We start from the raw sequence: 22451 nt of genomic DNA on the forward strand, positions 1-22451 counted from the left end.
GGCCGTCGTTGCTCCCGGCGTGACCCGCCGCGTGCTGCTTCCTACGACGTCGGTCCTCGGGCTGCTCCTCGTGTGGGAGGCGGCCGTCCGGGTGCTCGACGTCGCGCCCTTCGTGCTGCCTGCGCCGTCGCGAGTGGCGCAGGCGGCGGTCCGGACGGCCGGGGTGCTGCCGGCCCATGTGGTGACGACGCTCACCGAGGCCGTCCTCGGTCTCGTCCTCGGCGCGGTGGCCGGCACGCTTCTCGCGCTCGGGGCGGTGCTCTGGCCGCGGGCCGGCGACGCGTTGGAACCGCTCGTGCTGCTCACCCAGACGGTGCCGACGGTCGTCCTGGCGCCGTTGCTGATCCTGTGGACAGGCTTCGGCCTCGTGCCGAAGGTGCTGTTGGTGGCGCTCACGGTCTTCTTCCCGGTCTTCATCTCGGCCACGTCGGCGATGCGCTCGGCGGACACCGACCTCCTCGACGTCGTCGCCGGTCTGGGTGGGCGCGCTCGGGACCAACTGGTGGTCGTCCGGCTGCCGGGTGCCGTGACCGGGGCGATGGCAGGCCTGCGGGTGGCCGCGACCTACACCGTCGGGGCCGCGGTCGTGGCGGAGTACCTCGCCGGTCAGTCCGGGCTCGGCGTGTTCATCCAGCGCTCGCGCAAGGCGTACGCGGTGGACCAGATCCTCGTCGGCGTGATCGCTGTGGCACTTCTCACCGCAGTGCTCGTGGGCGCCGTCGTGCTGCTCGAGCGGGCGGCGACCCCCTGGCGGCCGCGCGCTCGGGGCCCAGCACGGGTGCGGTCACGCGCCCCGTCCTGACCCGTTGTCCGCAGCCCGCCCGTCTTGACCCCGCCCGTTTCAGCACCCGATCTTGGAGATCTGATGACCCCCACCCGTTCCTTCCTCGCCGCCACGGCCGGTGCGACGGCGGCACTGGCCTTCCTCGCCGGCTGCAGCCCGGCCACGGCCTCGGACAGCGACTCCGCCGACCGACAACCGGTGACCGTCGTGCTCGACTGGACCCCGAACACCAACCACGGCGGGCTGTACCTCGCCGAGGCGAACGGTTGGTTCGACGACGCCGGCCTCGACGTGGAGATCATCGAGCCGGGGGAGACGTCCGGCCTCCAGCTGCTCGCCACGGGCCACGCGGACTTCGCCTACTCCGTCGCCGAGTCCCTGGTGCCCGCGCGTGCGCAGGGCGTGGACGCCGTGTCTGTCGCGGCGATCGTCGAGCACAACACGTCCAGCCTGATCTTCGAGGCCTCGTCGGGCATCACCCGCCCCCGGGACCTCGAGGGCAAGGTCTACGGCACCTACGGCTCGGACCTGGAGAACGCGCTGATCTCGCAGCTCATCGCCTGCGACGGCGGCGACCCCGAGATGGCCACGGCCCCGTTGGCCAGCGACGACTTCAGGATCGGCCTCAGCGAGCACCAGTTCGACTTCGCCTGGGTTTTTGATGCCTGGGACACGATCCGGCTCCGCGACATCGACGGCATGGACGTGGGCACGCTGCCCTTCCTCGACTACACCCAGTGCATCCCCGACTGGTACACGCCGCTCCTCGCGACGACGGCGTCGACACTGACGTCGGATCCGACGATGGTCAGGGCCTTCCTCGACGTGCTGAGCCGCGGGTACCGCGCAGCCATGGAGGACCCTGCGGCCGCTGCGGACGCGTTGCTGGCGGCGGCGCCGGAGCTCGACCCGACGCTGGTCCGCGCGAGCGCCGACTACCTCGCCACGCGATACGCCGACGACGCCGCAGCCTGGGGCCGGCAGACCCCGGCGACCTGGAACGGCTTCGTCGGATTCCTCGAGGCCAAGGACCTGCTCGAGGACGGCTTCGACACCGATGCGGCGTGGACGAATGACTACCTACCCACGCACTGAGCAGCGCGCACCGAGCGACGTCGTGGTGGCCGAGGTCGCTCGGCTGACCGTGGACGTCCGCGGACCTTCGGGGCCCAGGATCCTCGAGGACGTCGCCCTGTCGGTGCGTGCGGGCGAGTTCGTCGCCGTTGTCGGGCCGTCGGGCTGCGGCAAGTCGACACTGCTCCGCGCCGTCGCCGGCCTCCTTCCGCCATCGCTGGTGGCGTCAGGTGGGTCGAGGATCGACGTGGCGACCGACGGTGGGCGGAGGGACGTCGCGTGGATGCCGCAACGCGATGGCCTGCTGCCCTGGCGCCGGGCGTGGTCCAACGCGATGCTCGGGGCGCAGATCGCGGGCCGGGACGAGGCTGCGGCGAAGGTCCGCGCTACCGAGCTCTTTGAGCGGTTCGGGCTGGCCGGGTCCGAGCGTCGCTGGCCGCACGAGCTCTCCGGAGGCATGAGGCAACGCCTCGCATTGTTGCGCACGGTGCTCGCCGACCGGCGCCTGCTGCTCCTGGACGAGCCGTTCTCCGGCCTGGACGCGCTCACCCGGCGCCGGATGAACAGCTGGCTGCGCGACGTCGACCTGGTGGGGACGGGCTCGCGGGGCAGCGCCGTCGTCCTCGTCACGCACGACGTGGACGAGGCAGTGCTGCTGGCCGACCGGGTGCTCGTGATGTCCGGCCCACCCGGCCGGGTGGTCGACTGCATCTTGACTCGCGCAGGTAGCGAGGACGCCGCGCGCGGGAGGTTGTTGGAACTGCTCGGGGTCTGAGATTCGCCCCGCCTCGCGGCCGGCGAGCGGATGAGCAGGGCCCACTATTCTCGTCAAACTGACATAAGGCAAATTATCGGCCAGCTTCGGTAGCCAGGCCCGGCGGCCCTGTGTGGTCCTCAAACGCCCTTGTCCCGCCGACGCCACCCGCGCCCGCGCCCGCCGACCGTTGCGGGTCAGACGCCCGGTGCCATCCCCACAGCAGGAACAGTGCACCCCGGGATCGGCGCAGTTGACCACGCTGCGCGGAACCGCGCGAAGTACGCAATCACGGTGCACGCCTCGTTCGTCGTGTCCTGCCACCCGTCAACCGTCCAGGTCGTCCCCGCCGACTGGCTTGCCAGGATGACCGTCGCAGCCGCCAGCTCGGCCCGGACCGTGTCCACGTCCACCTCAGGAACCTCGGCGGTGAACGACCACGCGTTGTGGTACTGCACGGTCTCGTCCACCCCCAGCGCAGAGACCCACTCAGGATCACCGTTCGCGCCGTACGCAGGGTCGACCATCGGCATCGCGCACACGTCCAGCTCGTCCGTGCTCATGCCGAGGAAGACATCAGCCAACGCGAAGGTACTCGGCGTGGTGCAGACGTACGAGGCTGACGGGAAGACCAGCCACGGCTCCATGTGAGACAGGGTGCTCTGACGGTCTGCCGTCGTGTTGTGGATCGACATGGTCACGGTGAAATCCCACGACAGGATCGTGTTTCCCGGCCTGGCTGACGTGACGTCGTCAGGCATCGGATCGAGCACCCTGATGTCGTTGACCTCCACGTCCGTTGTGTACCCGTCACTGTCCAGGACGGAGAACGCACCCACCACAGGAAGAGGCTCGGGAGTCGGTTCGGGTGCAGGCTCAACCACGAGAGGCTCCGGGGCAGGGGTGTCCACGACGACTGGTTCGGCACTGGGGGCCGGTGTGCCGCCGGCTCCTTCGCCGGAGCACCCAGACAGCCAGACCGCGGCCGCCACAGCAGCCAGGGCCGCGCGAGGCATTGGACGGGTCAGGCGGCGAGTGAGCGCACTCACGATGTCCTTCCGGGGGGTGCGGTGGTCAGGCGGCGGTGCCAGGGTGAGCATCGAACCAGATGATCATGCCGGTGTACCGGACCATCCTGGCGGACTGGTCACTGTACGGGTGTCGGCGTGAGGGTGAACCCTGGACCGGCGGTCTAGTGCTGAGCCGTGACAGCCGACCCGTCCGAGAGGGCTGCATGATCGGGCGCCGCGTAGTTCGAATCAAGAATCGACTGCGGCGTGTCGGATCACGATTTGAACACTATGCAGATCACCATTGACTGTGAGGCGGGAGAGTTCCGCTCACGCGGCCAGGTTGACCCAGCGGGCGAACGAAGGGCTGATCTTGAAGACTCGCCCCTACATCCGATGCAAGTGCTGCGAGCTTGTGCAGCAGGTTGTGGACCAGACCGGCTACGAGACCTCGAGGGTTTGTCGCACGTGCTACGAGCACAGAGGTGTCGATGAGGTCTCCCAGCGTCGCCGCGCGGAGAGCCACCTTGCGATGGTCACCGAGCACTTCAGCGCCGCTCGGGACTCGGCAGAGAAGGCCTATGCCGACCGCGACCGCTACAGGGAGAAGATGCACGCGGCGTACGGCAGCCGCGAGGTGGCCGTACGCCGACTACGGGCGCTCAGTCGTCTGCACGAGCCGCTCGGCAACGGGGTGTGTCTCTGCAAGAAGCGAGGGTGCGAGTCGCTTGTCATCCTCGACACCCCGTGGGTGCGCGACATGGTGTCGAAGCTTGACGCAATTGAAGCGCAGCGCGAGGCGGAACTGCGCGCGGTCGACCCACGCGACGACTGGTCGATCGTGGCCTGGGACGATGGTCAAGTAACGAGCGAAGGGCAGACGTGGATCGCCTAGCCCAGAGCCAGAGGGCCGACGTGGAGCGGCCTGGCGTTACGCGCGAACACCAGGCGGTCCTTCCGCCAGCGCCCAGGGCTGCCGGGCGGCGGGGACTGTCAACGGCGGACTGAGAGTGACCCCCTGGCGACCTCGATTGGCGGAGGCGGTGCGCTTGATCGGGGGCAGGGGATCAGGAGTCGTAGTCGCCGGCACACTCGCGGGAGTTCGCGCGGTCCGTGACGGTCGGGGCGTGGTCGCGACCGTGCCCTGCTTGGCTGGCGGCGTCACCTCACCGGGGTCGTGTACAAGCGCCCACACCGCGCGACCTACAAGGATCGTGAAGAGGACCCCACCGAGCGCGGCCAATGCAATCACTCGGGTGAGGTGCCGGCTCTGCTGACCGCGGAGCGGCGGCACAGGAACACTCATCGGCTTGGCGGGGAGTCGCCGCCGGCGGCTCGAAGTTGGCCGGTCACAGCCTCAATCAGGTTGCCGAGCCGCTGTGGTCCCGCGGCGCCGTCGGGGGGCTGGGTCTCCGGTTCGTCGGCCGATTCCGGCGACCCGTCCTCGATCGTGGTGGGCACTGGCAGGGTTTCGGTCATCGGTGAGCGGCGCCCGGCACGCTCGGTGCCCTCGAGCATCGGCTGGGAGTGGGCCCGCCAGGTCAGGGTCGCGTCCACGAGCCGCTGGTAGGTCTGGGTGTCTCGCGGATCGGTCAGCCACGCATCGGCCGCCTCGGCGACACGGCGGGCAAGGCGATCGCCCGTACCCTCCACGGCGCTCCTCCCGGTCGTGCGGGCATCGTAGAACGGCGTGCCCGGGCGGCGCACCAGGCTCGGCACTGCTGACGTGCGACCCCTCCACTAACTCTACGAGAGTCTTGTACACTATTGGGTTTTCCTAAGTGTGGCCTAGACTCCCGTAGATGGACTCCGCGCTCAACCCGTTCAGCCCCGGTTCTGGTCGTCGACCGCCCGAGCTCGTCGGGCGCACCTCGGAGCTGGAGGCGTTCGACACGATCGTGGCCCGGTCTCGCAGTGGCCTGACGAGCCGCGGGATCATGCTCGCGGGGTTGCGCGGGGTGGGAAGGACAGTGCTGCTGAACGAGATGTTCACCCATGCCGAGCAGATGGGCTGGTTCGTCGTTCGGCTCGAGGCACGACGCGACGAGGCCGGCGCGGACAGTACTCGCCGTCGCCTCGCTCGTGGCCTGGCCGCCGCGGCCCGCTCCCTGAACAAGCCGAAGGTCTCCAAGCGGATGGTCCGGGCGCTGCAGTCGGTCGCGGCGTTCAACGCCAAGATCGGTGCCACGGGCATCGACCTCGGCGTCCAGCTCTCCCCCGGCAGGGCTGACTCCGGGGACATCGAGGTCGACCTCGGCGAGCTCGTCCAGGACATCAGCGTCGCCCTGCAAGAAGAGCACGGGACATTCGGGCTGTTCATCGACGAGCTGCAGGACCTCGACCCGGCCACCATGAGCGCGCTGGTCACGGCCCAGCACCAGGCCGGCCAACGTGACTGGCCGTTCTACATCATCGGCGCCGGCCTGCCGAACCTCCCTCGTGTCCTGTCCGACGCACGCTCCTACGCTGAGCGGCTCTTCGACTACCGCACGATCGGCCGGCTGCGCCCCGCCGACGCCCAACAAGCCCTGGCCGAACCGGCCACCCGGTTCGGCGCCCACTTCGAACCGGATGCCCTGGCAACGCTCGTGACCGCTGCGGACGGGTACCCGTACTTCATCCAGGAGTACGGGCAGGCGATCTGGAACCTCGCGCCGACGGCCACATTCACCGCCGCAGATGCGAAGGCGGCCGTCATCTTCGGTCTCGAGCACCTCGACCAAGGCTTCTTCCGAGCCCGATGGGAACGCGCCACCCCCGCCGAGCGCCGCTTCCTTCGAGCCATGTCCCAGGACAACGACGCCCCATCGCAAACCAGTGACGTCGCACGACGCATGGGTCTGAAGATCAACAGCCTGGGCCCCTACCGGGCCAACCTCATGGCCAAGGGCCTGGTCTACTCCCCCGAGCACGGCGAGATCGCCTACACCGTCCCCGGCATGGCCGCCTACGTCCACCGCCACCGCGAAGACGCCGACGCCTGACTGCTGGGCACATCCAGCTGCCCCGGGAGGTCGGGTCAGGCGTCCTGACACCGAGGGCAGGCTCGCCTCGGTCTCGGCGCCCTGCGCGGCCTGCCGCTCGTCGTCGACACGCTCGAGGTCCGTGGACCACTGCCCTGGCCACTCACCGGTGGATGGCGTCGCAGTTGACCCGGACGGGACGGATCCGCACGGCGACCCGGGTCTCGGCGGTGCGCAGCCCGTCGGGGGCGACGTGCCTGTCGTCGGCGGGTGCGCCGAGGTACTCCTGGGTCAGCCGGTCCAGCACGTCGATGGCTCCGTCGGTGACGAGCTCGACGTCGCCGCGGACCTCGATCCACCGGGAGCTGTCCGCCGGGTCGACCACCAGGACCGTCGCGCGGGGGTCCGCCAGGAGGTTGCGGCCCTCGCGGCTCTCCATCGTGGTGGACAGCACGACGACGCCCGCGTCGCGGCGGCACCAGGCCGGTTGGGTCCGGGCCGAGCCGTCCGGCATCCGGGTGCTCAACGCTGCGAGCAGCGGCCGGTCGAACAGGTCGAGGTGGCTGGCCGGGAGCGCGACCGCCGCGCGGCTGGTGTCGTGGGACGGCAGGGCGAGGTGCGCGGCCGCGCCTCGCAGCGTCCCGGCCGGGTCAGGCGCGGTCGGCCGGTGACCACGGTGTGCGGGACCAGCCGGAACGAGGTCGGGTGCTCGCTCTGCGCGAGCTCGGCCGGGACCACCGCGCCGAAGTACGGTGACGTGCCGATGTCGCGGACCGCGAGCGCATCGAGGTCGGCCGCCGCGTCGCTCCGCTCGGGCAGGACAGTGCCGCGGACCTCGATCCAGCGCTCGGCACCCTCCGGCTCGAGGACGAGCAGGGTCGCGCGCGGGCGGGCGCGCAGGTTCCGGGCCTTGTGGAACTCCTCCATGGTGCTGAGCAGCAGGTGATCGGCGTCGCGCCAGTACCAGACGACGGGGGACTGCAGCCGGCCGTCGGCCAGGTGGGTCGTCAGGACCGCCGGCAGCGGACGGTCGAGCAGGTCGAGGTGGCCGGCGGGCAGCGTCGCCGTCGTGGCGTTCACACACCTGATTGTGCCGCCGCGCTGACCAGGCACACCAGCCGGGCCGCGGAAGGTCCGGACGCGTCCTGGGCGGGCTACCGTCGGAGTGTGGAGATCCCCGACCAGGGGCCCAGGTCCACCGCACGTCCGGGTGGGACGCTCGACCCATGGCACAGCGATCGACGGTGCGGCGGATGACGCCGCTCGGCGTGGTCCTGGTCGTCGTCCTGGCGGCGGTCGCGACCGTCTGGTTCGGCCAGCGGTCCCAGATGTACCACCCGGACCGCACGACGCCGCCCGCGGCCGCGCAGGTGCTCCCCGGCGCGCAGGACGTCACGTTCGCGACGTCCGACGGCCTCACGCTGGCTGCCTGGTACTTGCCGCCGACCGGGTCGTGCGACGCGACAGTCCTGGTGGCGCACGGGAACGGCGGCAACCGGGCCGGGCGGGTCGGGCTCGCCCGTGCGATCGGTGACCGCGGGTTCGGTGTGCTGCTGCTGGACTACCGCGGGTACGGCGGCAATGCCGGTCAGCCGACCGAGGCCGGCCTGGCGCGCGACGCACGCGCAGCCCGCGCCTTCCTGCTCGAGGAGCAGGGCGTCGCGCCGGAGGGGCTGATCTACCTCGGCGAGAGCCTCGGTACGGGCGTGGTCAGCGCGCTCGCCGTGGAGCACCCGCCCGCGGCGATGGTGCTGCGCTCGCCGATGACGTCCTTCCCCGACGTCGTGCAGGCGCTGTACAAGGTCCCGGTGGGCTGGGTGTGGCGGGACACGTATCCGGTGCGGGACGACGTCGCGCAGGTCACGGTGCCGGTCGCTGTCGTCTACGGCAGCGGCGACACGATCGTGCCGCCCGGGCAGAGCCGCGAGGTGGCGCAGGCCGCACGGGACGGCGGGGCCGAGGTCGTGGAGGTGGAGGTGCCCGGGGCGAACCACAACGATGCCGTGCTGGCCGAGGGCGCCGACCTGACCGATGCGCTCGTCGCCGTGGCCGAGCTGGCCGGCGTGACGGGCTGCGGCTGAGGCGTCTCGTCCAGGCCTCTGCACCCTGTCTAGGCGAGATGGTCCTTGGGTGCCGTGACCTCTCGAACCGCCCTGGCAATGAGCTCGTGGGCTGGCGCGTCGACATCGAGAACGACTCCCGGCTCATCCGGCTCCAGCGGCTCGAGAGTGTCGATCTGGGAGCCGAGCAGGCTGGCCGGCATGTAGTGCCCGGCGCGAATGGAGATCCGCCGCCGGATCAGCTGTGCCGTCCCCCGGAGGTGGACGAAGTCGATCGAGGGCGGTCCGCCGGCCAGGACGTCGCGATATGCGCGTCTCAGTGCTGAGCAGGCGATGACCGTCGACTGGCCCTCGGCTGCCCGCTCAGCCATCCAGAGGGCGAGGTCGTTCAGCCAGGGCCAGCGGTCGTCGTCGCTGAGTGGGCTGCCGGACCGCATCTTGTCGACGTTGGCTTGCGAGTGGAAGTCGTCGGCCTCGGCGAAGAGCAGTCCCGTGGTCAGCGCGATCCCGCGCGCGACGGTCGTCTTCCCGGAGCCTGATACCCCCATGACGACGACGTGACGGGTGCCAAGCCCCAGTGGTCTGTCTCCGTCGTGGATGCGCTCACCCGTCATGGACTGTTGCGCTCCTACTTGGTCGAGCGAGTGGACAGGACTCATCGCACGGTGGTCCCGACCGTCTGGTCGTCGAGGAGGGCCAGCTCGGCCCTCGTGGGAGCGCCTTCCCAGTCACCCCTGGTGGACACGGCGAACGCGCCGCTGGTCACTGCCCGCCGCAGACACGCCTCGGGGGCGAGCCCATCGAGGAAGCCTGACAGGAGTCCGGCGCTGAACGCGTCGCCGGCTCCGATCGGGTCCACAGCGGTGACGGTGAGAGCCGCGAGATCGACGCGGCCCTCGCCGGTGTGGATCGTCGCGCCGCGGGAGCCTCTCTTGACGGCCACGTACCGCACGCCCCGAGCCATGAGCGCAGCCACGGCCTCCGGTTCCGGGCCGGCCGCAACCAGGTCGAGCTCGTCGTCCGAGGCGATGACGATCCCGGCATGAGCGACCAGGGGACGGAGCGCCTCGCGCGCCTCGTCGCGTGACCACAGCCGACTGCGGTAGTTCACGTCGAGAGTGACCAGGACGCCCGCGGCCGAGGCCGATGCTGCCATCGACCTGGTGCACTCTCGGGCCGACGCCGACAGGGCCGGCGTGATACCGGTCAGGTGCAGCATGCGCGGTGCACGGTCGAGGGCGGACAGCATCTGCTCGGCGCTCAGGGCTGATCCGGCCGACCCGCTGCGGCGGTACTCGACCCGGGTCAGGTCGGCGGTGCGCTGTTCGACGAACATCAGCCCGGTCGATCGGGTCGGGTCGATGACGGCGTGAGAGGTGTCGACACCCTCTGCGCGCAGCTGGCGCAGGATCATCTCCCCGAACGGGTCCGCGCCCACCCTTCCGGCCCAGGAGACGGCGTGGCCGAGTCTGGCCAGACCGATCGCGACGTTGGACTCTGCCCCGGCGAGTCGGGTCGTCAACGTTCCCCCGAGGCTGAGCGGACCAGCGCCGCGGAAGGACACCATCGTCTCGCCGAATGTCAGGACCTCGGTCGCGTTCATGCCGAGAAGCCCTGCGCTGCCGCGAGGTAGGAGCGGGCGCGCTCGCGCAGCGCCGCGAGGTCCCCGCCCGCGGCGGCGTCACCGACGAGCGGACCACCCACGCCGACGCCGACAGCTCCGGCCCTCAGGTACTCCACGACGTCGGTCAGCCCGACGCCGCCCACAGCGAGGAAGGGGATGTCCGGCAGCGGGTCGCGCAGGCTCCTGAGGTAGCCGGGGCCCCCGACCGAAGCCGGGAAGAGCTTCACCGCCGAGGCGCCGTGCTGCATGGCGAGCCAGACCTCGGTGGGGCTCAGCGCGCCGGCGACCACGGGCAGGCCCTGTCGCACACCGGCCTCGATCGAGGGAGTCACCGCGGGGGTCACGATGAACTGCCCACCGGCCGCCGCCACGTCGGCCGCATCCCGGGCGGTGAGGACGGTGCCTGCGCCGATGCTGCAGCCGGCCGGTGCGCTCTCGCGAATCACCTGGATCACGTGCAGCGCGTCCTTCGTCGTCAGGGACACCTCGACGTACCGGAAGCCCTCTGCGAACAAGGTGCGTGCGGTCTCGACGGATGCTGCCGCGTCAGACCCCCGGATGATGGCCATGACTCGCGCAGCGGAGAACCCCGCGATGAAGCTCCTGGGCACCGTCACCACTCCGCGAACGAGCCGTCGGTGTGGCGCCAGACCGGCCCTCGCCATGCGTGGCCACGTCTGTCGGCGTCGCGGACGGCTCGCTCATCGACCTCGATGCCCAGGCCGGGCGCGGTCAGACGTTCGATGTGGCCGTCGGCGAACGCCAGCGGTCGTGGGTCGACCACGTAGTCGAGGACCTCCGCGCCCTGGTTGTAGTGGATCCCGATGCTCTGCTCCTGGATGAGGAAGTTCGGCGTCGCGAAGGCCACCTGGAGGCATGCCGCCAGCGCGATGGGTCCCAGGGGGCAGTGCGGGGCGAGCTGGACGTCGTAGACCTCCGCCAGCGAGGCGATCTTGCGTGTCTCGGTGATGCCGCCGGCGTGCGAGAGGTCAGGTTGAGCGACGGCGATGCCGGCCTGCAGGACCGGGAGGAACTCCTGGCGGCTGTAGAGACGCTCACCCGTCGCGACCGGTGTCGTCGTGGAGCGGGTGAAGTCGGCCATGAGGTGGGAGTTCTCGGGGAGCACCGGCTCCTCGAGGAAGAGCGGACGGAACGGCTCGAGCAGCGGTGCGACCCGCCTCGCGTTGGCAAGCGTGAACCGGCCGTGGAAGTCGACCGCCACATCGCCACGGTCACCGAGGACGCCTCTCGCCGCAGCGACCCGCTGCACGACCGAGTCGATCTCGGCCACGGTGGCGATGGGGCTCATCCGGCCACTGGCGTTCATCTTCACCGCAGTGAGGCCCGCCTCCACCTGTTCCCGGATGTGGTCGGCCACCTCGGTGGGCTCGTCTCCGCCCACCCACCCGTAGACCCGGACCCGATCGCGGACCGGGCCCCCCAGCAACTGGTGCACCGGCACGCCGTACCGCTTGCCGGCGATGTCCCACAGCGCCTGGTCGAGGCCCGAGACCGCACTGGCCAGGATGGGGCCGCCGCGATAGAAGGAGCCCTTGGTCATGACCTGCCAGTGGTCCTCGATCCGCAGGGCATCCTTGCCGATGAGCACCTCGCTCAACTGGTGGACCGCGGTCCGAACCGTCTCCGAGCGGCCCTCGCAGGTGGCCTCACCCCAGCCGACGATGCCGCTGACGGTCTCCACGCGCACGAACAGCCAGCGTGGCGCGACGAGAAAGGTCTCGACCTGTGCAACATCGGTCATGGCTCAGCCCTTCGTCGCGCCGGCGGTGAGCCCGGAGACCACGTACTTCTGTGCGAACAGTGCGAGCACCATGATGGGGACGGTCACGACGGTCGAGGCGGCCATCAACCCGCCCCAGTCGATGCTCGCGTAGCCGACGAAGTCGAAGATCGCCACGGGCAGGGTCTTGGTGTTGGCCCCGGACAGCACCAGGGCGAACATGAAGTTGTTCCACGAGAAGATGAAGGCGAGGATCCCGGCGGTCGCGATCCCCGGCATGGAGAGTGGCAGGCTGATCCTTCGGAATGCACCGATGTGCGTCAGCCCGTCGACGAGTCCCGACTCCTCCAGCTCGACCGGCAGGGTGTCGAAGTAGCCCATCATGATGTAGACGATCAGCGGCAGCGCCACGAACATGTGGGAGAGGACCAGCACGCCGAAGCCGCCGACCATCCGCAGGTTGGAGAAGACGTAGTACCAGGGAACCAGCAACGAGACCGCAGGGATCACGCGGGCCATCAGGACGACGAGTGCAGAACGCCTCATCGCGAAGCGGCTCATCGAGTACGCGGCGGGTACCCCGATGATGATCGACAGCGACGTGGAGACGAACGCGAGCCAGAGGCTGTTCCCGATGAACTGCACGTAGTTCGCCCGCTCGAGGACGGTGTCGTAGTTGTCCAGGGTCGGCTCGAAGAAGACCGCCTTGGCGACGTCGTAGATGTCGACGTTGGTCTTCAGGGACGCCGTCGCCATCCACACCAGCGGCGCCAGGAGCGTCATGACGACAACGATCAGGGCGGCGACCCGGAAGACCTTGTACGGCGTGCTGACCCGCATCAGTCTCTCGCCTTCTTCCGCGAGGTGAGGGCCCACATGGAGCCGATGATGATGAGGAAGAAGATGATCAGGACGGTCGAGGACAGGCCGTACTCGTTGTAGTCGAAGCTCAGGCCGTAGGCGTAGACGTTCAAGGTCTCGACCTCGTGGAAGGAGCCGCCCCCCTTGCCCTTGGTGGCATAGAGGATGTCGAAGGTCTTCAGGGCGTCGATGCCCCGCAGGAGGATGGCGACGATCACCGTCGGCATCATCAGCGGGAGGGTGACGTAGCGGAATCGCTGGAACGCGCTCGCGCCGTCCATGAGGGCGGCCTCGTTCGGCTCCTCGGACAACGACGTGAGGCCGGCGAGGAGGATGAGCACCACCATCGGTGTCCATTGCCAGATGTCGATGAGCATCGTCGTCGGCAGCGCCGTGCTCTGCCCGGCCAGCCACGGTTGGGGGGCGATGCCGACCCACCCGAGCATCGTGTTGGCCAGACCGATGTTGGGGTCGAAGATCAGTCGCCACATCATGCCCACGGCGACCGGCGTCGCCACCAGCGGGAGCAGGATCGCGACGCGCACCCACTTCTCGCCCTTGAACGGCCGCCACAGCAGGAGCGCGATGCACATGCCGAGGACGACCTCCACCACGAGGACCACGGCGGTGAACGCGATGGTCCTGGCGGCGGCCGGCCAGAAGCGTGCCGTGTCGGACAGGACCTCGGCGTAGTTGGCGAAGCCGATGAACTCGGACTCCGCACGAACCGAGCCCTGCGCGTCGGTGAGGCTCAAGAACACCGTCCAGGCCACCGGAAAGATGATCAGTACAGCGACAAAGATCATCGCCGGTGCTGCGAAGAGCCACTTGCGGTGCTGGTTCGCCCAGCCGGCGAGCGCTGGGCCGGTGCGGGATCTGGTGAAGGTGCTGGCGTCCACTGTTCTGCTCCAGGTGCGCGCTGCGAGTGGTGTCGGGTGGTCAGGCGGCGCCTTGGTCGCCTGACCACCCGGCGGCGGCCTAGTTCGCGTCGTCCAGGAAGGCCTGGAACGCCGTGTTCGCCGTATCGGCCGAGGCGCCCGCATCCTTGCCTGTGATGGCATCGACGAGCGGCTGGCCGACGATCTCCCGCGCTTCGGCGACCTTCACCACGAGCGGACGATCGTGGCCGACGCCCTGTTCGGTGCTGACTGCGATCGCCGCGACGAGGTCCTCCGGGTAGTCGGCCGTGGCCTCCGGGTTCTCCCACACCGAGGTGCGCCCGCCGGGAACGCCGGCCTGCTGGTTCTCGAGAGTCTGCACCTTGCTGGTGGCCCACTCGATGAACTTCCAGGCGTTGGCCTGATTCTCGGAGGACTCGTTCACTCCGAGGGCCCACGACGGGATGTTGTACGGCTTCGAGCCGGCTGGACCAGCGGGGAAGGGCGCGAAGCCCACCGTCTCCGACACCTTGGAGTTGACCGGGTCGGTCGCGTTCTTGTAGAGGGAGCTCGCCTCCGTGTAGAAGGCGGCCTGGCCCTGCGTGAAGATCGCCATGGCCTCAGGCCAGCCCATGTCGGTGCTCACGTTCTCCGGCCCGTTCTCCCTGATCAGGTCGCCGTAGTAGGCGTACGCCTCCTTGGCCTCGGGGGTGTTGATCGATGCGTTCCCGTCCTCGTCGACGAAGTCACCGCCGAAGCTGTAGAGGAAGCTGGAGAACTGGGTCACGGCCGCGGACTTGGCGGTGCGGGCGACGAAGCCCGCGATGCCGGGGTTCGCGGCCTGGATCGTGGCGGCCGCCTCCTTGAGCTCCTCGAGCGTCTGCGGCGGGTTGGCGTAGCCGGCCTGCTCGAGGAGGTCGGTGCGGTAGTAGAGGATCTCCTGCTCGGTGATGATCGGTACGCCGACCACCTTGTCCTCGTAGGTCGTCGCGGCCACCGGGCCGGCCTGGAAGTCGCTCCACTCCCAGTCAGCACTGCTGCTGACCTCGTCGGTGAGGTCTGCGAGGTAGTTGTTCTCGGCGAAGAGCTTCCCCTCCTGGAGCGGCCGGTACATCATCACGTCGATGTCGCTGGTACCGGCGTTGAGCTTGACGTTGTACTGGTCGGAGAGCTGGTCCTCGCCGAGCTGGGTCAGCTCGACGGTCAGGCCGGTCTCTGCCTCGAACTCGGGCAGGGCGTCCTTGATGTTGTCGGTCCACACGTGGTTGGCCAAGGTCACCTGCACCGTGGTGGACCCCGTGCTTGCCTCCCCACCGCCGCAGGCGGACAGACCCATGGCCGCCACCATGGCCAGTGAGGTCCCGATCGCTGACTGTCGCAACACGTCGGTCTCCAATCCTGTCGCGGGCGTCCCGCCATTGGGCCGCCTCCGCCGACGGAGCGCTTACATCCGCCGAATGCCCACACGCTAGCCATATGATCGGACTTATACAAGACCCATGGCGTATGAGTATGCTTTAGCGTGCCCTGACACACCGACGAGGACGCTCGGCGTGAGACCCACGATGGGAGAACCGGTGGCCGCCGAGAGTGCCACACCGCTGACGGGGCTGCATGCCCAGCTTCTCGACCAGATCGGCCTCGCCGTCTGCGGCGGAGACCTCGCTTCGGGGGTGATCCTCTCGATCGACGACCTCATCGAGCGCTACGGCGTGTCGCGGTCTGTGGTCCGGGAAGCGCTGCGGGTACTTGCATCGATGGGCCTCGTGGAGTCGCGGCGCAAGGTCGGCACGCTCATCCTCGCCGCCTCCGAGTGGAACGTGTACGACCCGCAGGTGATCCGCTGGCGTCTGGCGTCCGTGGGCAGGCTCGGGCAGCTGCGTTCGATCACCGAGCTGCGCGGCGCCGTGGAGCCCGCGGCCGCCTTCCTCGCTGCAGAGCGGGCGACCCCGGAACGCGCGAGTGACATCGTCGGAACAGCGGCGAAGCTCTGGGCGGCGGCGCAGGGCGACGACGAGGAGGAGTTCCTCAGGCTTGACATCGAGTTCCACCGCCTCGTGCTCGCCAGCTCGGACAACGAGATGTTCCTCAAGCTGCACGAGCTCATCGCGGAGGTCCTCACCGGCCGTCACCAGCACGGTCTGATGCCGCACCATCCGCACGAAGACGCCATGCGGCTGCACGCCGACGTCGCGCAAGCCATCCAACGGCGGGACGGCGAGCGTGCCCGGGCGGCGATGCACCAGATCATGGAGCAGGCCCTGGACGAGATGAAGAGCCTGTGGGCTCGGGCGGGTGATGAGGGCGCGCTGTGAAGCCCTCGCCTGTGGACCGGCCGAGCATCCACATCGGGATCCGTCGCAGGCTCTTGTGATCGTCTGACCTGGTCTGCATGTCCCGGGCCGGAGTGCCGTCCGCTGGGCGACCCGCGCTGCGACACTGATGGTGTGGGCGGCGCCGAGGTGCTCGCGTGGGTCCTCGCGTCCGACGAGCCGGCGGCGCGGTGGATCGTGCACGCCCAGGTCCTGGCCGGCCGACGCGTCGACGGGGTCGACCACGCGCAGCTCGCCGAGGACGCGCGGGCGGCGATGCTGGCGGACCCCGCGACGCAGGCGCTGCTCGAACGCCTGCCCGACTGGGAGGTGGCCGCCGAGCTGGGCGGGCACCAGAGCCCGGCCTTCGTGCCCAACCTGCTCGGGCTGCTCGCGGACATGGGTGTCGCGGCCGGCGACGACGAGCGGGTCGAGCGCGTGCTGGACGCCATGCTCCGTCATCAGCTCGCCGACGGCAGGTTCGCGTCCATCGCCAAGAGCCGGGTCACCCCGGTGGCTGCCTGGGCCTCGCTGCTGTGCGACACCCACGCGATCACGGAGGTGCTGCAGCGCCTCGGCCGTGGCGCCGACCCGCGCGTCGCCCGTGCCCTGCAGACCACGATCGGCGACCTGGCCGCGACCGCTCAGGGGCGCAGCTGGCCGTGCCTGCCGGACGAGGTCCGCGGGTTTCGCGGACCGGGACGCAAGGGCGACTTCTGCCCGCAGGCGACGCTCGAGGCGCTGCGGGCCTGGTCCTACGTGCCGCCGGACGAGCGCCCGGCCGAGGTGCACGACGCCGCGCGGGTGTCCCTGCGCGCCTGGCGCGCCCGGGCCGACGAGCAGCCGTACATGTTCGGCCACGGCTACCGCTTCAAGATCGTGAAGTGGCCGACGACCTGGTACGACGTGCACGGCGTCCTGGACACGCTCGGCCGGTACCCGGCGCTGTGGCGCGGAGCCGGCGCCGATCCGGCCGACCGCCGGGCCCTGGCCGAGCTGGTCGCGTGCCTGGTCGCGTACAACATGGCGCCTGCCGGCACCGTCACGCCGCAGTCCTGCTACCGCGGCTTCGAGGAGTACTCGTTCGGCCAGAAGAAGCGCCCCTCGCCGTTCGCCACCGCCCGGCTGCACCAGGTCCTGCGGAGGCTGGACGACCTCGCGGACGAGGCAGCGGAGATCGACGTCGCCGCGCTCGGCAGCTCCAAGGGCGGCAGCGGCACGGCCCGCCCACCGCGCGGCGCGCGGTGACCGGCGGACCCTCCGGGTCGAGCCGGACGAGCCGGCGGGACCGACCGCACCGTGCACTGGTGCGCACCCGCGGAAGAGCGCAAGATCAGAACGGGTCGGTCCGCGCCCGCGACCTGGTAGGGAGCTGACCCGCGATGCCGCGTCCGACGACGAAGGACGAGCTGCTCGCGGCGAGCGAGAGCCGCTACCGGGCCCTCCTGGCGCTCGTCGACGGGCTGCCCCCCGAGGCGCTCGACCGGGAGTTCGGCTTCGAGGACCGCGACCGCCGGGTGCGTGACGTGCTCGGGCACCTGCACGTCTGGCACCTGATGATGCTCGGCTGGTACGAGGAGGGCATGGCCGGCCGACACCCGGCGATCCCCGCGCCCGGTCACACCTGGTCCACCCTGCCTGCGCTCAACGCCGAGATCTGGCAGCGCTGCCAGGCCTCGGACCTGCCGACGACGCGGGCCGCCCTCGAGGCGAGCCACGGCCGCCTGCAGGAGCTGATCCGGAGCCACACGGACGCCGAGCTGTTCACGAAGAAGCGCTACCCGTGGACCGGGTCGACCTCGCTCGGTGCCTATCTGGTCTCGTCGACGTCGAGCCACTACGACTGGGCGGCCAAGAAGATCCGGCGGTACCGACAGACGCTCGGCTGAGAGGCGCACCGCTCGCGCCCGGGACGCCGCAGGCCGATCGGGGAACCCGACGATCCGGCTGCCGGATTCACCCGCGCGGGGACTGCCGAATCGGGCCGACGATGTGCCATCCTCAACCAGAAGACCCGTTGCCGGCCCCCTGCGCAGCGGGTCTTCGCCATGCGGGTGACGCCAGCTCTCACTCGACAGCAGTTCCAGGGTCCTGGGCGCGGGCGCGCACGCACCAGGCCGAGCCGGCCACCTCGAACGGGGCCGCCGGCATGAGCTGGGAGCAGCGGGTCCGCAGCGCCTCGCGCGCATCCCCGGCCAGCCCGGCGACGTAGGCTCCCGCCGGCCCGACGCCCAGCGTGAAGGGTTCCCACCAGTCGGCGAAGGTCGCGAACGGCACCACGACGGTCAGCGAGGTGGGCTCGATGCGGGTCAGGCCGGCCGCCTCGCACAGCTCCACCAGGTGGTGCCGGCGAGTGCCGGCGAGATCGGCCTCGCTGCTCGCACCGGGGTCGACGTCGCGCATCGCGCGCGAGAAGGTGCTCAGCGGCCCGCCGTCCCCGGCGTGGTCCCACACGCACGCAGCGACAGTCCCGCCCGGGCGTGTCACCCGAGCCATCTCGGAGAGGCCCGAGACGGGGTCGGACATGAAGTGCACGACGAGCTGGGCAAGCGCCAGGTCGAAGGTGTCATCGGCAAACGGAAGCCGCTCGGCGACACCGGTCCGCACGTCCACGCCGGGGAAGCGGGATCGGATCGCCGCCACGAATGACGCGGACGGGTCGACGGCCGAGACCGCGTCCGCCCCGAGCCGGTCCACCAGCTGTCCGGTCAGCGCGCCGGGACCGCACCCGACGTCCAGCGCCCGTAGGCCCGGCCGTGCGCCGACCAGCTCCGCGAACTCCGCGGCCAGCGGCTCGGAGTACCGACCCATGAAGCGCGTGTAGGCATCCGCTGCGACGTCGAAGGACATCGCTCGAATGTACGCTCCGGCGCGCTTCGGGCCCACGCCGGCGGGCTGTCGGGCACCTGCGCCGCCACGCGGCATCCGCACGGCGGTGCGGGCGACGACCCGACGTCGCCGCAGGGCCGAGGGCCCTGTCGCCCGACCCGTGCGGAGCGGTACAACGGGGGCGGGTGACTCGCCGCGGCGCGACGCCGTCGTGCGCGACGCGATCGCCCGGAGCGGGAGGGGTGGCCGGATGCCGACCGTCGTCGTGGAGGGTCTGCGCAAGAGCTACGGCACGCTCGCAGCAGTCGACGGGCTCGACCTGACGATCGAGCAGGGCGAGGTGATCGCCCTGCTCGGACCGAACGGCGCCGGCAAGACGACCACCGTCGAGATCCTCGAGGGCTACCGCAAGGCCGACGCGGGCACCGTCTCCGTCCTCGGCATGGATCCGATGACCGGCGGGCGCGGGTACCGCGAGCGGATCGGCGTCGTGCTCCAGGAGGCGGGCTTCGAGGAGCAGTTCAGCCCGCGGGAGCTGATCCGGCTGCACGCCGGCTACTACCCGCACCCCCGTGCCGTCGACGACGTGATCCGCCTCGTCGGGCTCGAGGAGAAGGCCGACGCGCGGGTCAGGACCCTGTCCGGTGGCCAGCGCCGACGGCTCGACCTCGCCCTGGGCATCGTCGGCGACCCCGAGATGCTCTTCCTCGACGAGCCGACCACGGGTTTCGACCCGTCGGCGCGGCGCAAGGCGTGGGAGCTCGTCGACCGGCTCCGTGACCTCGGCGCCACCATCCTGCTGACCACGCACTACCTCGACGAGGCCGAGCACCTGGCCGACCGCGTCGTGGTGATCGACCACGGCCGGATCGTCGCGCAGGGCACGCCGGAGCAGCTCGCGTCGTCCTCCGGGCTCGCGACGGTGATCTCGTTCCGGCTGCCGCAGAGCGTCGTGGCGGACGACCTCCCGGTCATCGGCGAGGACCTGCGCCTGGCGGGCAACCTGGTGGAGGTGCGGACCCGGTCCGCGACGGCCGACGTCAACACCCTCGCCGCCTGGGCGGTCGGCCGCGGCGTCGAGCTCGAGAGCCTCTCGCTCGCGCGGCCCAGCCTCGAGGACGTCTACCTCGACCTGGTCGAGGAGCAGGTCGACCAGGACGAGGCGCAGGTCGGCGCATGAATCGCGACGCCGGCATCCTCCTGCGTCAGGTCGGGCACGAGCTGGCGATGCTGAGGCGGACCCCGATCACGATGATCCTGAGCATCGGGTTCCCGCTGCTCTTCTTCGTCCTGATCGCCGCGCTGGTCGGCAACCAGACCCTCGACGAGCGCAACGGCGTCCGGCTCGCCCAGTTCCTCGCCCCGGGATTCGCCTCCTTCGGTGTGGTCATGGCCACCTTCTCGTTCCTCGCCGTGGGCTTCGCCGAGGCCCGCAGCACGGGTGTGCTCAAGCGGCAGAACGGCACCCCGCTGCCGCGCTGGGCGCTGCTCGGCGGGCGGATCGGCGCCGCGCTGCTCCTCGGCGTGCTCGCCACCGCGGTCGTCGTCACGGCCGGTGTGGTGCTCTACGACGTCCAGCTCTTCAGCCGTTCGATCCTCGCCGTCGTCGTGACCCTCGTGCTCTCGGCGGTGACGTTCAGCGCCCTCGGGCTCGCGCTCGCGGTCCTCCTGCCGACGCCGCAGGCGACCCTCGCGGTGACCAACGGGATCGTCATCCCGATCTCCTTCTTCTCGGACATCTTCCTGTTCGGCGGCGAGATGCCGGGCTGGATGTCGACGGTCGGCTGGCTCTTCCCGCTCAAGCACCTGGTCAACGTCTTCGCCGACGCGCTCAACCCGTACCTCACCGGCAACGGGTTCCAGCTCGACCACCTTGCCGTGATCGTCGCGTGGGGTGTGGCCGGTGCGCTCGTCGCCGCCTGGGGACTGCGGCGGGAGCGCGACCGGGTGACGACGACGGCGCGCGCATCGGCTCGTCGGACCCCGGCGGCGGACGCCGCACCTCGCCGCACCGCGTCGCCGTCGGCGCTGGCCCTGATGGGTGGCCAGGTCAAGCACACCAGCACGGTGCTGTGGCGGGACGCCTCCTCGGTCTTCTTCGCCGTGATCTTCCCCGTCCTGCTGGTGGCGATCATCCCGACGGTCAACGGCGGCGGGGACGTCGTGCTCGACAACGGCCAGCTGCTCGGCGGGTTCTTCGCCGCGACGATGGCGGTCTACGGCGCGGCGGTGACGGCCTACGTCAACATGCCGCAGGGTCTGGCCGAGGCCCGCGACCGTGGCGTGCTCAAACGCGTGCACGGCTCGCCGCTGCCGGCCTGGGCGCTGCTGGTCGGGCGGGTGGCCGGGACGCTGGTGGTCGCCGTGCTGACCCTGGTCGCGATGTACCTGGTCGCCGGGCTCATGTACGGCACCGGCATCCCACCGGCGTGGCCGGGCGCACTCCTGACCTTCCTGCTCGCGACGACCTGCTTCGCGGTGCTCGGGCTCGCGGTCATGTCCCTGATCCGGTCCGCGGAGGCGGTCATCGGCGTCACCCTCGGCACGCTCCTGCCGCTGTGCTTCATCTCCGACGTCTTCGTCTACGGCGCCGACTTCCCACCGCTGCTCGACCGCATCTCGTGGTTCTTCCCGCTGCGGCACGCCACGGGTGCGATGACCACGGCCGCGGCGAACGACGTCGTCGGCTCGGGCCTGTCCTGGGACCACCTCGGGGCGCTGCTGGCCTGGACGGTCGTCGGGCTGGTCGTCGTGGCCTGGCGGTTCAGCTGGGTCGACCTCGAGCCGAGCCGGCGGCGGCGATCTGTCGGGCGGGCACCCGTCAGGTGAGGAAGACGGGCAGGGTTGCGGCGCCGATCATGATCGCGATGATCGCCACCGTGGCGACCAGCTCGAGGTAGCCGAGCACGAGGCCGACGATCGCGAGCGCCTCGCCCGCCTCGCCACGGGCCCTGATCTGGCGCAGTGCGATGTGGCCGCAGATCACCGGGACCAGCGAGAACCCGAGCAGCGACGTGACGAGCGCCGTGACGGCCAGGCCGTTCGTCCGGGGTGCCAGGACCTGGTAGGCGGGCGGGAACTGGGCCGGGTAGGCGGGCGTGCCTGGCTGGGACAGCGGCGGGTTGCTCATGACGTCGACGCTAGGCAGTCGGTGCGGCCCACGGGTCGCAGCGGTGTCGCAGGCTGGTCGCAGCTCTGCGACACAGGTCGCTGAGCTGCGACGACGCTGCGACGACCGGGGGCCCGCCGGTCACTACGGTCGTGCTCGCAGCGATCTGCGCCACACCGGCCGAGCTGCCAGCCGAGTCACCGACCGAGCCAGCGACGCAAGCCCTGGCGAGACCTCTGAGGAGTCCCGGATGTCCCATCTGCGCCCACGTCCTGCCCCCGTCCGCGTGCTCAGAGGTACGGTGCCGGTCGCCATGTGCCTTGCTCTGGTGGTCGGTCTGATCGCGGCCTGCGGCGTCGGGGTGAGCACCAAGGAGCCGCCGCCGTCCGGCAGGTCCGCGCCGTCGCCGGCTGATCCGGCGCCTGCGGATCCGTCGCCCCGGCCCACCCGTT

At 70.5% G+C, this 22451-nt stretch carries 24 protein-coding genes; 11 read left to right on the forward strand and 13 right to left on the reverse strand.

The features are described 5' to 3' along the window. The first annotated feature begins 19 nt into the window (after positions 1-19). From K415_RS0108305 to K415_RS0108315, 3 genes are all read left to right on the forward strand, one after another. The gene (locus K415_RS0108305; RefSeq protein ID WP_081785200.1) at positions 20-802 is read left to right on the forward strand and encodes an ABC transporter permease; all 783 of its coding nucleotides are present in this window, start codon (positions 20-22) and stop codon (positions 800-802) included. 63 nt (positions 803-865) lie between these two features. Then, entirely contained in the window at positions 866-1879 is a 1014-nt protein-coding gene (locus tag K415_RS0108310; protein ID WP_024286610.1) for an ABC transporter substrate-binding protein, read from the forward strand. Beyond that, positions 1857-2633: an ABC transporter ATP-binding protein gene (locus K415_RS0108315; RefSeq protein ID WP_081784949.1), complete on the forward strand. Its 777-nt coding sequence runs from the start codon at positions 1857-1859 to the stop codon at positions 2631-2633. Before K415_RS0108310 ends, K415_RS0108315 begins: the two co-directional genes overlap by 23 nt. A 176-nt stretch (positions 2634-2809) precedes the next feature. On the opposite strand, the gene K415_RS0108320 is transcribed toward K415_RS0108315, so the two are convergent. Then, positions 2810-3259 (reverse strand): hypothetical protein, encoded by a 450-nt coding sequence (locus K415_RS0108320; RefSeq protein WP_155859406.1) that lies wholly within the window; start codon positions 3257-3259, stop codon positions 2810-2812. An 895-nt stretch (positions 3260-4154) separates the two neighbouring features. Here K415_RS0108320 and K415_RS23910 point away from each other — a divergent pair. After that, positions 4155-4517: a hypothetical protein gene (locus tag K415_RS23910; RefSeq protein WP_155859407.1), complete on the forward strand. Its 363-nt coding sequence runs from the start codon at positions 4155-4157 to the stop codon at positions 4515-4517. Between the two features lie 407 nt (positions 4518-4924). On the opposite strand, the gene K415_RS0108330 is transcribed toward K415_RS23910, so the two are convergent. Next, positions 4925-5341, reverse strand: coding sequence for a hypothetical protein (locus tag K415_RS0108330; RefSeq protein WP_024286614.1), 417 nt, complete (start codon positions 5339-5341; stop codon positions 4925-4927). An 83-nt stretch (positions 5342-5424) separates the two neighbouring features. Here K415_RS0108330 and K415_RS0108335 point away from each other — a divergent pair, with 83 nt between their 5' ends. Beyond that, positions 5425-6606: an ATP-binding protein gene (locus tag K415_RS0108335; protein ID WP_024286615.1), complete on the forward strand. Its 1182-nt coding sequence runs from the start codon at positions 5425-5427 to the stop codon at positions 6604-6606. 142 nt (positions 6607-6748) lie between these two features. On the opposite strand, the gene K415_RS24235 is transcribed toward K415_RS0108335, so the two are convergent. Further along, positions 6749-7111 (reverse strand): pyridoxamine 5'-phosphate oxidase family protein, encoded by a 363-nt coding sequence (locus K415_RS24235; RefSeq protein WP_197024692.1) that lies wholly within the window; start codon positions 7109-7111, stop codon positions 6749-6751. After that, positions 7108-7665 carry a pyridoxamine 5'-phosphate oxidase family protein gene (locus tag K415_RS24240; RefSeq protein WP_024286616.1) on the reverse strand — a complete coding sequence of 186 codons (558 nt, stop codon included), beginning with the start codon at positions 7663-7665 and terminating at the stop codon, positions 7108-7110. The genes K415_RS24235 and K415_RS24240 overlap by 4 nt, the downstream gene beginning before the upstream one ends. Before the next feature lie 146 nt (positions 7666-7811). Between K415_RS24240 and K415_RS0108350 the strand changes: the two genes are divergently transcribed. Further along, positions 7812-8666 (forward strand): alpha/beta hydrolase, encoded by an 855-nt coding sequence (locus K415_RS0108350; protein WP_231494853.1) that lies wholly within the window; start codon positions 7812-7814, stop codon positions 8664-8666. 29 nt (positions 8667-8695) lie between these two features. On the opposite strand, the gene K415_RS0108355 is transcribed toward K415_RS0108350, so the two are convergent. The 7 genes from K415_RS0108355 to K415_RS0108385 all read right to left on the reverse strand — a co-directional run bounded on the left by K415_RS0108355 (position 8696) and on the right by K415_RS0108385 (position 15133). Continuing rightward, entirely contained in the window at positions 8696-9193 is a 498-nt protein-coding gene (locus K415_RS0108355) for a gluconokinase (protein ID WP_029663415.1), read from the reverse strand. 107 nt (positions 9194-9300) lie between these two features. Continuing rightward, positions 9301-10248, reverse strand: a complete 948-nt coding sequence (locus tag K415_RS0108360) for a sugar kinase (protein ID WP_024286619.1) — start codon at positions 10246-10248, stop codon at positions 9301-9303. Next, a complete protein-coding gene (locus K415_RS0108365) occupies positions 10245-10880 on the reverse strand; it encodes a bifunctional 4-hydroxy-2-oxoglutarate aldolase/2-dehydro-3-deoxy-phosphogluconate aldolase (RefSeq protein ID WP_231494854.1) in 636 nt (211 codons plus the stop codon). The genes K415_RS0108360 and K415_RS0108365 overlap by 4 nt, the downstream gene beginning before the upstream one ends. Before the next feature lie 2 nt (positions 10881-10882). After that, positions 10883-12031, reverse strand: coding sequence for a galactonate dehydratase (dgoD, locus tag K415_RS0108370; RefSeq protein ID WP_024286621.1), 1149 nt, complete (start codon positions 12029-12031; stop codon positions 10883-10885). A gap of 3 nt (positions 12032-12034) precedes the next feature. Further along, on the reverse strand, positions 12035-12850 hold the full coding sequence (locus K415_RS0108375; protein ID WP_024286622.1) for a carbohydrate ABC transporter permease: 816 nt from the start codon (positions 12848-12850) through the stop codon (positions 12035-12037). After that, positions 12850-13770, reverse strand: a complete 921-nt coding sequence (locus K415_RS0108380; protein WP_231494855.1) for a carbohydrate ABC transporter permease — start codon at positions 13768-13770, stop codon at positions 12850-12852. Before K415_RS0108380 ends, K415_RS0108375 begins: the two co-directional genes overlap by 1 nt. A gap of 79 nt (positions 13771-13849) precedes the next feature. Beyond that, positions 13850-15133, reverse strand: coding sequence for a sugar ABC transporter substrate-binding protein (locus K415_RS0108385; RefSeq protein ID WP_231494856.1), 1284 nt, complete (start codon positions 15131-15133; stop codon positions 13850-13852). Positions 15134-15326: 193 nt separating this feature from the next. On the opposite strand from K415_RS0108385, the gene K415_RS0108390 reads away from it, so the two are divergent. The 3 genes from K415_RS0108390 to K415_RS0108400 all read left to right on the forward strand — a co-directional run bounded on the left by K415_RS0108390 (position 15327) and on the right by K415_RS0108400 (position 17950). After that, positions 15327-16064 (forward strand): FadR/GntR family transcriptional regulator, encoded by a 738-nt coding sequence (locus tag K415_RS0108390; RefSeq protein ID WP_024286625.1) that lies wholly within the window; start codon positions 15327-15329, stop codon positions 16062-16064. A gap of 132 nt (positions 16065-16196) precedes the next feature. Continuing rightward, positions 16197-17309 carry a hypothetical protein gene (locus K415_RS0108395; protein WP_024286626.1) on the forward strand — a complete coding sequence of 371 codons (1113 nt, stop codon included), beginning with the start codon at positions 16197-16199 and terminating at the stop codon, positions 17307-17309. Between the two features lie 134 nt (positions 17310-17443). Then, a complete protein-coding gene (locus tag K415_RS0108400) occupies positions 17444-17950 on the forward strand; it encodes a ClbS/DfsB family four-helix bundle protein (RefSeq protein ID WP_024286627.1) in 507 nt (168 codons plus the stop codon). Positions 17951-18128: 178 nt separating this feature from the next. Here K415_RS0108400 and K415_RS0108405 read toward each other — a convergent pair whose 3' ends face one another. Next, a complete protein-coding gene (locus tag K415_RS0108405; protein ID WP_024286628.1) occupies positions 18129-18911 on the reverse strand; it encodes a class I SAM-dependent methyltransferase in 783 nt (260 codons plus the stop codon). Positions 18912-19140: 229 nt separating this feature from the next. On the opposite strand from K415_RS0108405, the gene K415_RS0108410 reads away from it, so the two are divergent. Both K415_RS0108410 and K415_RS22685 read left to right on the forward strand, forming a co-directional pair. After that, entirely contained in the window at positions 19141-20070 is a 930-nt protein-coding gene (locus K415_RS0108410) for an ABC transporter ATP-binding protein (RefSeq protein ID WP_024286629.1), read from the forward strand. Further along, positions 20067-21719, forward strand: coding sequence for an ABC transporter permease (locus K415_RS22685; RefSeq protein WP_024286630.1), 1653 nt, complete (start codon positions 20067-20069; stop codon positions 21717-21719). The genes K415_RS0108410 and K415_RS22685 overlap by 4 nt, the downstream gene beginning before the upstream one ends. On the opposite strand, the gene K415_RS0108420 is transcribed toward K415_RS22685, so the two are convergent. Then, entirely contained in the window at positions 21712-22020 is a 309-nt protein-coding gene (locus tag K415_RS0108420) for a DUF4190 domain-containing protein (RefSeq protein WP_024286631.1), read from the reverse strand. The genes K415_RS22685 and K415_RS0108420 overlap by 8 nt on opposite strands. Positions 22021-22451: the final 431 nt, after the last annotated feature.

The organism is Cellulomonas sp. KRMCY2 (assembly GCF_000526515.1).
Classification (GTDB): domain Bacteria; phylum Actinomycetota; class Actinomycetes; order Actinomycetales; family Cellulomonadaceae; genus Actinotalea.

Bases quoted from the DNA above. Each gene is read 5' to 3' on its own strand.
- K415_RS0108310 (WP_024286610.1), top strand. From the start codon at position 866: ATGACCCCCACCCGTTCCTTCCTCGCCGCCACGGCCGGTGCGACGGCG.
- K415_RS0108320 (WP_155859406.1), bottom strand. From the start codon at position 3,259: ATGGAGCCGTGGCTGGTCTTCCCGTCAGCCTCGTACGTCTGCACCACG.
- dgoD (WP_024286621.1), bottom strand. From the start codon at position 12,031: ATGACCGATGTTGCACAGGTCGAGACCTTTCTCGTCGCGCCACGCTGG.
- K415_RS0108315 (WP_081784949.1), top strand. From the start codon at position 1,857: ATGACTACCTACCCACGCACTGAGCAGCGCGCACCGAGCGACGTCGTG.
- K415_RS0108355 (WP_029663415.1), bottom strand. From the start codon at position 9,193: ATGGGGGTATCAGGCTCCGGGAAGACGACCGTCGCGCGCGGGATCGCG.
- K415_RS0108350 (WP_231494853.1), top strand. From the start codon at position 7,812: ATGGCACAGCGATCGACGGTGCGGCGGATGACGCCGCTCGGCGTGGTC.
- K415_RS0108360 (WP_024286619.1), bottom strand. From the start codon at position 10,248: ATGAACGCGACCGAGGTCCTGACATTCGGCGAGACGATGGTGTCCTTC.
- K415_RS0108420 (WP_024286631.1), bottom strand. From the start codon at position 22,020: ATGAGCAACCCGCCGCTGTCCCAGCCAGGCACGCCCGCCTACCCGGCC.
- K415_RS0108410 (WP_024286629.1), top strand. From the start codon at position 19,141: ATGCCGACCGTCGTCGTGGAGGGTCTGCGCAAGAGCTACGGCACGCTC.
- K415_RS0108375 (WP_024286622.1), bottom strand. From the start codon at position 12,850: ATGCGGGTCAGCACGCCGTACAAGGTCTTCCGGGTCGCCGCCCTGATC.
- K415_RS0108335 (WP_024286615.1), top strand. From the start codon at position 5,425: ATGGACTCCGCGCTCAACCCGTTCAGCCCCGGTTCTGGTCGTCGACCG.
- K415_RS23910 (WP_155859407.1), top strand. From the start codon at position 4,155: ATGGTCACCGAGCACTTCAGCGCCGCTCGGGACTCGGCAGAGAAGGCC.
- K415_RS0108405 (WP_024286628.1), bottom strand. From the start codon at position 18,911: ATGTCCTTCGACGTCGCAGCGGATGCCTACACGCGCTTCATGGGTCGG.
- K415_RS0108400 (WP_024286627.1), top strand. From the start codon at position 17,444: ATGCCGCGTCCGACGACGAAGGACGAGCTGCTCGCGGCGAGCGAGAGC.
- K415_RS22685 (WP_024286630.1), top strand. From the start codon at position 20,067: ATGAATCGCGACGCCGGCATCCTCCTGCGTCAGGTCGGGCACGAGCTG.